This is a genomic window from Synechococcus sp. UW140, assembly GCF_900474295.1.
In the GTDB taxonomy this organism is placed as follows: domain Bacteria; phylum Cyanobacteriota; class Cyanobacteriia; order PCC-6307; family Cyanobiaceae; genus Synechococcus_C.
The window spans coordinates 18,246-29,548 of sequence record NZ_UCOB01000007.1 but is presented as its reverse complement, the minus strand read 5'-3'; the positions used below and the strand labels follow the sequence as shown (position 1 = coordinate 29,548).

Here is an 11,303-nt window from a genome sequence, read left to right as displayed (position 1 = left end):
TGGTTTATGCAGCGTCCGAACGGGACGAAAGCTGAATCAATTCCACTTTGTAGCCATCGGGGTCTTCCACAAAGGCGATCACAGTGCTGCCATGCTTCATCGGGCCTGGTTCCCGCACCACACGGCCGCCTCGATCAGCAATCATCCGGCACGTTCCATAAATGTCCTCCACACCGAGAGCGATATGGCCGTAGCCCTCGCCAAGGGCGTACTGATCGGTGTCCCAGTTGTGGGTCAGCTCCAGCACCGTGTTGTCGCTTTCTGGCCCATAGCCCACAAAAGCCAGGGTGAAACGGCCAGATGGGTAGTCCTTACGGCGCAGCAACTGCATCCCCAAAACATCGGTGTAGAAGCTCAGGGATCGCTCCAGATCTCCCACTCGGAGCATGGTGTGAAGCATGCGCATGCGCTGTGGTTCCGCCCGTTCTCACCGCATGGTGCCAAAGCGCACAGGGATGCGGCAGGGGGCATTCCATAGGATCTCTTCATCTTTGACCGGCTGCACGTGCTCGATTCCCTCGATCTCGTCATCGACACCATCGTGGCCAGGGAGGTGCTGGATTCCCGCGGCAACCCCACGGTGGAGGCCGAGGTGCTACTTGAAGGCGGAGCCAGCGGCCGGGCGATTGTGCCTAGCGGTGCCAGCACCGGCGCCCATGAAGCCCATGAACTGCGGGACGGCGGCAACCGCTACATGGGTAAGGGTGTCACCAAAGCCGTCGACCACATCGAAGACCGGATTGCCCCGGCTCTGTGTGGACTGTCGGCCTTGGATCAAGCGGCCGTCGACACCACCATGCAAGAGCTCGACGGCAGCGAGAACAAATCCAATCTCGGCGCCAACGCCATCCTGGCCGTGAGCATGGCGTCAGCGCGTGCTGCCGCGAACGGTGTCGGGCTTCCGCTCTATCGCTACCTGGGCGGCCCCATGGCTTCTCTGCTACCGGTCCCCCTGATGAATGTGATCAATGGCGGGGCCCACGCCGCCAACAGCCTGGACTTTCAAGAGTTCATGCTTGTCCCTCACGGCGCTCCCACATTCCGGGAAGCTCTGCGCATGGGCACCGAGGTGTTCCACACCCTCAAGGGTCTGCTCCACGACCGCGGCCTGAGCACCTCCGTGGGTGACGAAGGTGGCTTCGCTCCCAATCTGGGCAACATCGAAGCTGGTGACATCCTCGTTCAAGCGATCGAACAAGCCGGCTACAAACCAGGTGATGAGATCGCCCTGGCCTTGGACGTGGCCAGTACCGAATTCTTCAACAACGGCCGTTACGCCTTTGATGGTGGCAGCTATGACAGCGCCGAGATGGTCGGCCAACTGGAGCAACTGGTCAACCGCTTCCCCATCGTGTCGATCGAGGACGGGCTGGCCGAAGACGACTGGGATGGCTGGAAGCTGCTCACAGAGCGGCTTGGCGGCAAGGTGCAGCTGGTGGGCGACGACCTGTTCGTCACCAACAGCAAGCGCCTGCAGCGGGGCATTGATCAAGGCATTGCCAACTCGATCCTGATCAAGGTGAATCAGATTGGTTCCCTCACCGAAACCTTGCAGGCCATCGACTTAGCTGGCCGCTCCGGCTACACCAGCGTGATTAGCCACCGCAGCGGCGAAACCGAAGACACCACCATTGCCGATCTGTCCGTCGCCACCCGCGCCGGCCAGATCAAGACCGGCTCCCTCAGCCGCAGTGAGCGCGTCGCCAAATACAACCAGCTGCTGCGCATCGAAGACGAACTGGGCAGTCAGGCCGTCTACGCCGGCGCCGCCGGCCAGGGCCCCCGTGGCAACGGCTGATCACGGCCCCTAGTCCTGGCACAGACCACAAAGCAGCAGGGCACTGGCTGGTGCCCCAGCTGCTGGATTGTCAATGGCTGGCGACGATCAACCAGACCCTCAAAACCCGCGCCGTCGACCAGGGCCAACAAGCTGGCCGGGAAGCATTACTGGGCATTCAGGCCGACGGCAGCCACATCACAGCAGACCGCTTCCACCAGGAGCTTTTCGCCCTCCTAACCACGCCAGACCTCGTGGCCGCGGTGAAACAGGTGAGTGGGCTAGCCGCCATTCGGCCGCTGCAGTTTGATCTGCTGACCAAGGCCCCAGGGGGGCCAGGGACCCCATGGCACCGAGATCGCGACTTCCTCCCCATCGATCGTCAGTCCTACACCTGCTGGATCCCCCTCGATCCAATCCCTGAGCACTGCACCTTGGTCTATGCAGAGGGAACAGCCAAGCTGCCGCCAGAGCAGAGCGATGTGCCGGACCAAGCCAGCCTGCGCCGGCTGTTGGTGCGGCATGGAGCACCGATGCGCCAACTGCCGGCGATGCAACCTGGGGATGTGGACATCCATGAAGGGCAGGTCTGGCATTACGGGCCGGCCAACAACACTCCCCACTGGCGCCGCGCCCTAGGGGTGGCCTTCGTGGCGGAAGGGACCCGTCTCTGTGCCAATCCGCCAGGGTTTGCTGGGCCGGCTGGCGCTCGTATGCGCAGCACCACTCTGTGCACCTTGTTCGGCGCGGAGGCTGAGGGTGCACTGGTGCGAGGGAGCCGACATCCAGTGCTCTGAAATGATCCGATTCAGCGACTTCTCTGCTGCCATTGCAACCGGCCGCCACCAAGGCCGCCATGTGTTCGTTCAGTGCCTGCCCAAGATGGGCTCGACAGCGCTGAGTTGCAGCCTCCCCGATGCCGTACACGAATTCGGCATGGATACAGCACCACGACTGATCCAGCAGCACAGGCATCCAGGCTTTGATGACCTGCGCTGGCAATGGCTCCAGCAACGTCGCCAGCAACTGGCACCCACTGTGGACATCTGCACCAGCCTCTTTCTCTTAACGGCTGAGCTCAGCGATCAGGCACTGGATCGCCACGGGCATCAACGATTCCTGCTCAATCGCTCGCTGCGGCCCTGGTTACGCAGCATCAGCAATTGGAGCTATCAGAACGCCAGCAACCCACTGCGTCATGCCTGGGAAAACAGCTATCGCCTGTTTGTCAATCAAAGCGACCCGGAACTGCACGCGGTGATGCCCGAGTCACTCAACACTCTCAGGAGCATGGTGAGGTTCTGGATGCCGGTTTGGCTGGTGTATCAGCGCTGGATTGAGATCCACCTGAACCTTGCCATGGCCCACAGCCCATCAATCCTGATGACTGACGACAACGGAGTGATCCCCACCAAAGCCAACCGCAGCCACTTTTCAAAAGGATTCGAGCACAGCTTTAACAGGCTGATTCCTGCCATGCCCAGTCTTGGGATCTCACCAGAACGGAATCGTGCTTTTCAGCAGGATCTGCGCAGCAAACTATTAGCCATGCCTGCGTCAGCGCCCTGAGCCTGAGAGCCCCTCGACGCGGGCGTCACGGCGCAATTTGAGCTGCAACTTCAACCATCCCATCGCCACAGGCACCCCAGCCGCGAGCGGCAGTAGGGCCCACAGAGGGCGCGGGCTCGCTCCTAATAAAGCCGCCGAGAGCGCCAGGGCGCCGAGCAGCAGGGACTGGCCAATCGCATGCTGCGCCGTCACCATCCGGCGGAACTGACGATCGGATTCGCCCATACGAATCTGCAACTGCAGATCCCCTTGTTCAAGCCGCTCAAGACTTTCATCGAGCCGCCTGGGGAAGGCAACAGCCTTGCTACTGATGGCGCCCACCTGGCGGCCTAACTCATTGAACAGGTCATTGGAGCCGGATCCACTGGCAGTCATGAGGGGCAGCAGGTAGGGCTTGGCGATCGCCACAAGGCTAAAGCTGGGATCGAGGCTGCGCCCCACTCCCTCAAACGTTGACAGCGCACGCATCACAAAAATCAGCTCAACCGGCAGACGGAACGGCTGGCCATACACCAACTCGTAGAGATCTCCAGACAACTGGTCGATCACGTTGGCACTGAAGGGGGGAGTTAAGGCCTCCTTGAGCATCACTCGCACCAGGCGGCGCACTGGACCGACGTCAATGTCAGCAGCGATCACTCCAGCAGCCTGCATCTCCTCGACGAGCGCAGAAGCATCCCTGGAGGCCGCTGCCCGCACCATCGACCCCAAACGACGGCGTAATGCTTCAGAGAGCAGCCCCATCATCCCGAAGTCGTAGTAGATCAAGGCGCCATCACTGGCGACAGCAAGATTGCCGGGATGGGGATCGGCGTGGAAAAAACCGAAGCGCACCAGCTGTTGCAAATAGCTTGCGGCGCCGATCTCCGCCACGGCAGACGGATCAATCCCTGCCGCGAGCAAGGCCGGACGGTCATTCACCTTGATGCCAGGTAGATAGTCGAGACAAAGCACCCTGCGAGTACTGAGTTCCCAGATCACACCCGGAACGCGAATCCGAGGTTCATCCAAAAACTGCTGACGGAAGCGGGCGGCGTATTGGGCTTCCATGCGGAAATCCAGTTCGCGCAGGAGCACCCGGCGACATTCTTGGGCGATCGCCACCCAGTCACGCCCTCGCCCCCAGCTCGGATGGCGCTGCATAACGGCAGCCACCTGCTGCATCACCTCCAGATCGAGGCGGAACAGAGTCTCGAGGCCAGGGCGCTGAATCTTGAGCACCACCTGCCGACCACTGCGCAGGCTGGCACGATGCACCTGGGCGAGCGAGGCCGCCCCTAGGGGCATTTGATCCAGGTCAATGATCTCGGCGCAGCGCTGGCCAAGCTCTGCCTCCAACACCGACTGAGCCCGATCAAAAGAGAAGGGAGGCACCTTGTCCTGCAGGTCGGCGAGTTCGGCAACCCAACCGGCTGGCAACACATCGGGCCTAGCCGACAACAACTGTCCAAGCTTGATAAACGCAGAACCCAAAGCCAGCAGTTCAGCCGTTAACCAGCGGGCGCGGGTCTGCTGACGTCTGGCTCGACGCTCGGGAGTGCAACCGCCCGAATAGGTCCACTCACGAGCATCCCACCAGAGGTAGGCGATCAGGGTGAGAACGGAGCGCCAGATGCGCAGGGCCCGGAAAGCACCACGCAGAGGCGATCGCAACCGTTTCCAACCCATCAGAGGCTGCCTTCCATGCGGGTGTTGAGGTCGGCCACTTTGGCGCGCAAACGGTCGATCTGATCCTGCGGATTGCCAGGCTCGGCCGGGGGTGGCGTTACAGACTCCTGAGGGCCTTGGCCATCACGCTCCAACCGCTCAGCCTCAGCCTGAACCTCCTCCTGAAAAAGATCCCACTCGCGTCGAATCCGCTCTGGAGCATCCTGCGCCAAAACAGCCACTTCAGCAGCAGCTTCAGCCAGACCATGCCCCAACCGCGCCGCCAGACGACTCACAGTGGCCTTCATGAGGGCATCGGGAGAAGGCATGGGCTAATCACCACTATGAGCAGACTGTGGCAAATTTATAGAGATGATTGCCGCAATCTCCCAAGCTCCGCTTAGGGATCTGGGGGAGACACAGGTACGGGCATCTCCAGAACTGGCTGCAGCAGTGGGGTCGATAAGGAGGGAACGACGGGCGCCGCGGTCGGGGCTGCAGGTGCTCCCACAGGGATCACAGCGGGCTCCACGGCCAAAGGAGCCGAGGGCTCCGGATTCGGCAACTCGAGCACATCAACTCCGACAGGCTCCGGTCTCAATCCATCAACGGCCTTCAACTCAGACTCGGGCTGAGCATCAGGTTCAGCCGGGAGCTCCGGCGCAGGGATCAGCTCCATTCCATCCTCGACCGTCACCAGGGCTGCAGGCAGAACAGGAGCTGGTGTGGCCGCAGCCTGCTGCTGACGCAGACGGGCTTCAGCTGCGATGCGCTCAGCAACCAATAAGGCTTTGTCGTCCTTTTTCGGTTTTGGCGGTCGCGTTTTCGCGAGCTCAGCCTCGCGAGCCGCTACATCGGCACTGAGGGGCCTGGAATCTCCCTCATTACGGCCCCGTAGTGACGCGAGGCTTTCGCCAGGAAAACGTTGCGCTGTAAAGGTCTGATGCTTGACGTTGGAGTTGCCTGCCTGCAGGAGCCCAACACGCTGGGTGATGCCATAACCCAAGGCAAAACAGGCACCTGCCACCAGTGGTCCAACCCAGAAACGTGGGCGACGCCGTGGCTTCTTCTCCTGCTTTGGCTGATTCTCCGCAGACACAATTTGGGCATCGAACAGCGCTGCCATCCTGCCAGCCCTTTTTGCTCCTGTCTGCGGAGGAATGCCTAGGTGGTGTAATCGGCGTTGATGCGCACGTACTGATCAGACAGGTCGCAACCCCAGGACCTTGCCTCACTCACACCATCTCCAAGACCAAGCCGAATCTGCACACAGTCATCCTGGAGATAAGCACCCTGCACACGCGCCTGAAGGTAATCAGACGCTGCCCGTCGATCAAAGCCAATCGGAGCCCCATCCCGCATCAATTGATGTGGCCCCAGCCATAGGGCGACAGCCCCTGGATCGAAGGACACCCCGGAACGGCCAGCGGCCGCAATAATCCGACCCCAGTTCGGATCACGACCATGCACCGCTGTTTTCACGAGGGAAGACGAGCACACCGTGCGTGCCATCCGTAGTGCATCTGCCTCGCTGGTGGCACCTTCGACGTGAACCTCGATGAGGCAGGTGGCACCCTCCCCATCCCGAGCGATGGCCTTAGCCAGATGCTGAGCCACCAACGTCACTCCTTCCTCCAAGGCCTCGAACTGGTCCACTCCAAGCGGTTGACCAGCCGCAAAGGCGAGCAAGGTGTCATTGGTGCTGGTGTCACCATCCACGGTGATCGCATTGAAGGAGCGCTCCACGGCACGACGCACCATCGCCTGCCACAGATCCGCCGGAACACCGGCATCACAGCTGAGATAGCCAAGCATCGTGGCCATATCGGGATGAATCATTCCCGAGCCTTTGGCCATCCCGCCGATACGGACCCTGCGCCCACCCAACTCCGCCTCAAGGGCGATCTGCTTGTCCACCAAATCCGTGGTGAGGATGGCTTCCGCGGCGGCGGCTCCACCATCATCGGTAAGAGCGGCGACCAAGGGATCCAAGGCCGTCAGCAAAGAGTCCATCGCGATCGGCACACCGATCACACCGGTTGAGCAGATCAGCACCTGATCAGCCGTTAGACCCAGACGATCAGCCACGGCCTGGGTGACTCGCAAGCTGTCGATCAGCCCACGATCACCCGTACAGGCATTGGCCTGGCCCGAATTCGTGACCACTGCACGAGCCCTGGAAGCGCCGTCCTGGAGGCGTGCAGAACAGAGATCGACGCAGGCAGCCCTGACAACGGAAGTCGTGAAAGTACCGGCACAGACTGCATCCTCGGGCGCCAGTAAAAGCGAAAGGTCGCGTTTGCCGGAGGCTTTCAACCCCGCCCGGATCCCTGCAGCCTGAAACCCATCGGGTGCTGTGATCCCTCCTGGGATGGGAGACCAGCGGACAGATTGCGCCATCGAAACCAACGGCAAGGCGAACCACGTTGGTCTTTCTAAGCGGCCAGACGCCCAGCCCAGAGGAACCCAGAACGACAAACTGGTGTCGAAGGCTTCTCCCCAACTCTTGAGCTCAGCTCACCGCTGGCAAGGTCTGCAACGTCGTATCGGCCTGACGGGAGGAATCGCCAGCGGCAAAAGCAGCGTGGGCCATTACCTAGAGCAGCAGGGTCTGCCTGTACTGGATGCCGACGCCTACGCCCACGAGGCTCTGGCCCCAGGCAGCCCAGGAGCTGCAGCCGTGATCCAGCGCTATGGCCCCCAAGTCGAAGCAGCTCTGCATACCAGTGATGGGGCCACCAGCCAGATGCATCGGATTGACCGACGAGCACTCGGCCAGCTCGTGTTCAGCAACCCCGCCGAACGTCAGTGGCTGGAGCAACTGATTCACCCCGTGGTGCGGGCTCGCTTCAGCCAAGAGATCGCCCGAGAGTCTCAGGCATCAGCCATTGTGCTGATGATTCCTTTGCTGTTCGAGGCGGGGCTCGAAGCGCTGTGTTCGGAAATCTGGGTGGTGCGGTGCACGCCTACACAACAACTGACGCGTCTGCGGCAGAGAGATGGATTGGATCACGAGGCTGCCCTGGCCAGGGTCAGGGCGCAATGGCCAATCAGCGAGAAGTGCCAGCACGCTGACCTGGTGCTCGACAACAGCGGAGCGCCAGAGCACTGGAAAGCACAGATCGCCGAGCAACTACACCGGAACAACTGAGCCCTCAGCACTCAGACGATTGCGATCACTTCGATGTCAAGCCGCTCGACATCAGCGGTGATCAAGCTCACAACGCACGCCAACACAGGTCATCAGCTGCGGCAGTGATTGCGGCGATCTTGAGTTCATCCACAACCGGGAGCACGCCTCCCTTCCAACGATGACCACGATCAAAACCATCACCGCCGCCGCTGCCTCCCTCGCCGCTGGTGCCACCTTGATGTCTGTTGCCGGCCCTGCTGCACAAGCCAATCCTTACAACAGCTTTGGCGATGCCGGCGGCTGTGATTCAGTCGCCATTGGTGGTCGCGGCCCGAACGGAGGTGGCTTCCTCGCCAGCCGTGATTGCGAGGACCACCGCAACTGGGCCTCACGGGAAGCACGCCGCAATCGCCAGCACGACACCCAAAGCCAACTGATTGGTCTTGGTGGTGGACTGCTGGGCCAAATCATCAACGGCAGCCAGCAGCGTCAGCAAGCTGCGTCTGTCTCGTCCTCTGAACTAGCTCTGCTCAGGCAGCAGCAAGAGATCGAGCTGCTCAAGATGCAGCTGCAAATGCAGCAGCAGCCTGGCTACGGCTATCAGACGGTGAACTACGCCCCTGCGCCTCAGGCTCCGGTGTATCACCAGCCTGCTTATGGCTATCAGCAGCAGAGCAGCTACCAGCAGCACTCCGGTTACGTGCAGCAGCCCCGTTACGTCTATTGATCACCGAGGCTCTGAACCACGACTCCAACGCAACAAACGGCTAACCCTGCCATTGGCAGGGTTTTGTCTTGGCTTCTGCGCCCGGTGATCAAGCTCACCATTGGCAGTTATCAGCATCATGAGGTGGCCTGCCGATTCACGCGATCTTGTGATCAAACCCGACAGGGATCCCTCTGCTCCCATGACCTCACTCAAAGGCCTAACCGGCACCACCACCACACTTGCCCTTGGCATCACCCTGATCAGCGCTGGCGGACCTGCAGCGCAGGCGCAGAGCGCTGCGGAACTTCAGATGCAACAAAACCAGCAGGAGATCAACCGCCTCAAGCAGCAGATGCAAATGCAGCAGGGCGGAGGTCCTGGACCGCAGGGAATTCAACCAGGACGACCTCAGCCTGGTGCGGCAATGATCGATGCCCGTTCGATCCAACGCAGCGTCAACTTGGCACGCAATGCGGCAGTGAAGATGAACGGAGGTCTTAGCAAATACCGTCCAGCCCGCTGCATGTTCAAAGGCAGCGAACGCAACCCATGCATCGTGCAGCTGAACGCACAAGGGATCGTTTTCCAGATCCCCGGTGGCCCTCCAGGCTGGGAGGAAGCCGGCCAGGCCCCCAGCCTGATGACCGTGCTGCTGGTCTCAGCCGATGGACGCTCTTTGCTGCAGACAATCTCCAATGGTCCGCTGCAGACACAACCGCAGCAGCAGCCCGGCATGTACCCACCTCAGCAGCAGCCAGGCATGTACCCACCCCAGCAGCAGCCCGGCATGTACCCACCTCAGCAGCAGCCAGGCATGTACCCACCCCAGCAGCAGCCAGGCATGTACCCACCCCAGCAGCAGCCAGCGATCTGAGCCCCTTGAAGCAAAAGCCCCCGATCCTCAGCCCTTGAGTTTCTGGCTGAGGATCTGGTTAGCAAGCTTGGGATCAGCCTTTCCACCGGTCTTCTTCATCAGCTGACCGACAAAGAACCCCTGGAGCTTCTTCTTCCCGCCGCGGAAGGCTTCCACCTCGGCGGGATGGGCTTCCAGCAGCTCATCAACGATTGCTGTGATCGCCGCGGGATCGCTAATCATCCCAAGACCACGCTCATCCACGATCGCCTGAGGGGATCCGCCCTTCTCGAGCAGTTCCGGCAGGATCTCTTTCGCGATCTTGCCGCTGATCTTGCCGCCATCGATCAGCTGCACCATCTCCGCCAACTGCTCAGGACGGAACGGCAATTCCGAATAATTCAGCCGATTGCTGTTCACATGAGCAGCGATGTCACCGGAGATCCAGTTGGCAGCAAGTTTGGCGTCAGCACCGGCACCCACGACCGCCTCGTAGTAGTCCGCCATCGGCCGCTCATCGGTGAGCACGCGAGCGTCGTACTGGGACAAGCCCAGATCGTCGGAGTAGCGATGTCTCTTGGCAGCAGGCAGTTCTGGCAATTCAGCGCGCCATGCTTCCCGCTGATCAACGCTCACCTCAATGGGCCCCAAATCCGGATCAGGGAAATAGCGGTAATCACTCGCTCCTTCCTTGCTCCGCATGCTCTTGGTGAGCTGCTTGCCTTCATCCCAAAGACGGGTCTCCTGAATGATGGCTTCACCGCTCTCATACGCCTTGATCTGGCGCTGAATCTCGTAGTCGCACGCCTTCTGAATGGCCGAGAAGGAGTTCATGTTCTTGATCTCAACCTTCGTGCCAAAGGGAGCATCAGGGCCCCGTCGAACGGAGATATTCACATCGCAACGAAGAGAACCCTCTTGCATATTTCCGTCGCTAACGCCGAGATAACGCATAATCCTGCGGATCTCTGAGGCATATTCCGCCGCTTCACGACCGGTACGCAGGTCCGGTTTGCTCACAATCTCTGCCAGAGCCACACCGGCGCGGTTGTAGTCCACCAGGGAGTGGGTGGATCCAGCCAAACGGTCACTGCCGGCATGCACAAGTTTGCCGGCGTCCTCCTCCATATGCAGACGCTCGATGCCGATCGTTTTCAAATAGCTGTCCTTGCCCTTTTCGGCCACTTCCACTTCGATCCATCCCTCTTCAGCGATCGGCTCGTCGTACTGAGAGATCTGGTAGTTCTTGGGCAGATCCGGATAGAAGTACTGCTTACGGTCAAATTTGCTGTGTTCGGCGATGTTCAGATTCAGCGCCATCGCTGCCTTCACGGCGTACTCGAGCACCTTCTGATTCAGTACCGGCAGGGTGCCAGGCAAACCGCATACCACTGGATCGATATGGGTGTTGGGTTCATCACCAAAGGTGGTGGAGGCAGCCGTGAAGATCTTGCTGTCGGTTCCCAGCTGCACGTGGGTCTCCAGACCGATCACGGCTTCCCAGGCTTGGTCTTTTGCTGCAGGTGCCGGCATCCGCTGTGAGGGTCTGTCAGAGCACCGCAATCTTATGGAAGAGGACTAAACGGCAAGCTGAGAGGCTGCCAAGACGCATCCA

At 60.6% G+C, this 11,303-nt stretch carries 12 protein-coding genes; 6 read left to right on the top strand and 6 right to left on the bottom strand.

Annotation, left to right across the window (positions count from 1 at the left end; translation table 11 throughout):
• Nucleotides 1–4: 4 nt before the first annotated feature.
• Nucleotides 5–406 (bottom strand): lactoylglutathione lyase, encoded by a 402-nt coding sequence (gloA, locus tag DXY10_RS02950; RefSeq protein ID WP_115016066.1) that lies wholly within the window; start codon nucleotides 404–406, stop codon nucleotides 5–7.
• Nucleotides 407–505: 99 nt separating this feature from the next.
• Between gloA and eno the strand changes: the two genes are divergently transcribed.
• The 3 genes from eno to DXY10_RS02935 are packed head-to-tail and all read left to right on the top strand — an operon-like array spanning nucleotide 506 to nucleotide 3,346.
• Entirely contained in the window at nucleotides 506–1,798 is a 1,293-nt protein-coding gene (gene eno / locus DXY10_RS02945; protein ID WP_115016064.1) for a phosphopyruvate hydratase, read from the top strand.
• A gap of 50 nt (nucleotides 1,799–1,848) precedes the next feature.
• Complete coding sequence (locus DXY10_RS02940) at nucleotides 1,849–2,574, top strand: phytanoyl-CoA dioxygenase family protein (protein WP_115016062.1); 726 nt, start codon at nucleotides 1,849–1,851, stop codon at nucleotides 2,572–2,574.
• Between the two features lies 1 nt (nucleotide 2,575).
• On the top strand, nucleotides 2,576–3,346 hold the full coding sequence (locus tag DXY10_RS02935) for a hypothetical protein (protein ID WP_115016061.1): 771 nt from the start codon (nucleotides 2,576–2,578) through the stop codon (nucleotides 3,344–3,346).
• Here DXY10_RS02935 and DXY10_RS02930 read toward each other — a convergent pair.
• The 4 genes from DXY10_RS02930 to argJ form a co-directional block, all read right to left on the bottom strand.
• Complete coding sequence (locus tag DXY10_RS02930) at nucleotides 3,335–5,014, bottom strand: AarF/ABC1/UbiB kinase family protein (RefSeq protein WP_115016059.1); 1,680 nt, start codon at nucleotides 5,012–5,014, stop codon at nucleotides 3,335–3,337. The two genes, DXY10_RS02935 and DXY10_RS02930, sit on opposite strands and share 12 nt — an antisense overlap.
• Entirely contained in the window at nucleotides 5,014–5,322 is a 309-nt protein-coding gene (locus tag DXY10_RS02925) for a hypothetical protein (protein WP_115016058.1), read from the bottom strand. The genes DXY10_RS02930 and DXY10_RS02925 overlap by 1 nt, the downstream gene beginning before the upstream one ends.
• Nucleotides 5,323–5,393: 71 nt before the next feature.
• Nucleotides 5,394–6,119: a hypothetical protein gene (locus DXY10_RS02920; protein ID WP_179949419.1), complete on the bottom strand. Its 726-nt coding sequence runs from the start codon at nucleotides 6,117–6,119 to the stop codon at nucleotides 5,394–5,396.
• Nucleotides 6,120–6,157: 38 nt separating this feature from the next.
• Nucleotides 6,158–7,393: a bifunctional glutamate N-acetyltransferase/amino-acid acetyltransferase ArgJ gene (argJ, locus tag DXY10_RS02915; protein WP_115016056.1), complete on the bottom strand. Its 1,236-nt coding sequence runs from the start codon at nucleotides 7,391–7,393 to the stop codon at nucleotides 6,158–6,160.
• Between argJ and coaE the strand changes: the two genes are divergently transcribed.
• The 3 genes from coaE to DXY10_RS02900 all read left to right on the top strand — a co-directional run bounded on the left by coaE (nucleotide 7,365) and on the right by DXY10_RS02900 (nucleotide 9,709).
• A complete protein-coding gene (coaE, locus tag DXY10_RS02910; protein ID WP_115016141.1) occupies nucleotides 7,365–8,144 on the top strand; it encodes a dephospho-CoA kinase in 780 nt (259 codons plus the stop codon). The genes argJ and coaE overlap by 29 nt on opposite strands.
• Before the next feature lie 160 nt (nucleotides 8,145–8,304).
• Nucleotides 8,305–8,853 (top strand): hypothetical protein, encoded by a 549-nt coding sequence (locus DXY10_RS02905; RefSeq protein ID WP_115016055.1) that lies wholly within the window; start codon nucleotides 8,305–8,307, stop codon nucleotides 8,851–8,853.
• Between the two features lie 181 nt (nucleotides 8,854–9,034).
• Complete coding sequence (locus DXY10_RS02900) at nucleotides 9,035–9,709, top strand: hypothetical protein (RefSeq protein ID WP_136989027.1); 675 nt, start codon at nucleotides 9,035–9,037, stop codon at nucleotides 9,707–9,709.
• Nucleotides 9,710–9,736: 27 nt separating this feature from the next.
• Here DXY10_RS02900 and gatB read toward each other — a convergent pair whose 3' ends face one another.
• Complete coding sequence (gatB, locus tag DXY10_RS02895; RefSeq protein ID WP_115016051.1) at nucleotides 9,737–11,221, bottom strand: Asp-tRNA(Asn)/Glu-tRNA(Gln) amidotransferase subunit GatB; 1,485 nt, start codon at nucleotides 11,219–11,221, stop codon at nucleotides 9,737–9,739.
• Nucleotides 11,222–11,303: the final 82 nt, after the last annotated feature.

Coding starts and splice junctions, on each gene's coding strand:
- gloA (WP_115016066.1), bottom strand. CDS start 406: ATGCGCATGCTTCACACCATGCTCCGAGTGGGAGATCTGGAGCGATCC.
- DXY10_RS02935 (WP_115016061.1), top strand. CDS start 2,576: ATGATCCGATTCAGCGACTTCTCTGCTGCCATTGCAACCGGCCGCCAC.
- DXY10_RS02930 (WP_115016059.1), bottom strand. CDS start 5,014: ATGGGTTGGAAACGGTTGCGATCGCCTCTGCGTGGTGCTTTCCGGGCC.
- DXY10_RS02925 (WP_115016058.1), bottom strand. CDS start 5,322: ATGCCTTCTCCCGATGCCCTCATGAAGGCCACTGTGAGTCGTCTGGCG.
- DXY10_RS02920 (WP_179949419.1), bottom strand. CDS start 6,119: ATGGCAGCGCTGTTCGATGCCCAAATTGTGTCTGCGGAGAATCAGCCA.
- coaE (WP_115016141.1), top strand. CDS start 7,365: ATGGGAGACCAGCGGACAGATTGCGCCATCGAAACCAACGGCAAGGCG.
- argJ (WP_115016056.1), bottom strand. CDS start 7,393: ATGGCGCAATCTGTCCGCTGGTCTCCCATCCCAGGAGGGATCACAGCA.
- DXY10_RS02905 (WP_115016055.1), top strand. CDS start 8,305: ATGACCACGATCAAAACCATCACCGCCGCCGCTGCCTCCCTCGCCGCT.
- DXY10_RS02900 (WP_136989027.1), top strand. CDS start 9,035: ATGACCTCACTCAAAGGCCTAACCGGCACCACCACCACACTTGCCCTT.
- gatB (WP_115016051.1), bottom strand. CDS start 11,221: ATGCCGGCACCTGCAGCAAAAGACCAAGCCTGGGAAGCCGTGATCGGT.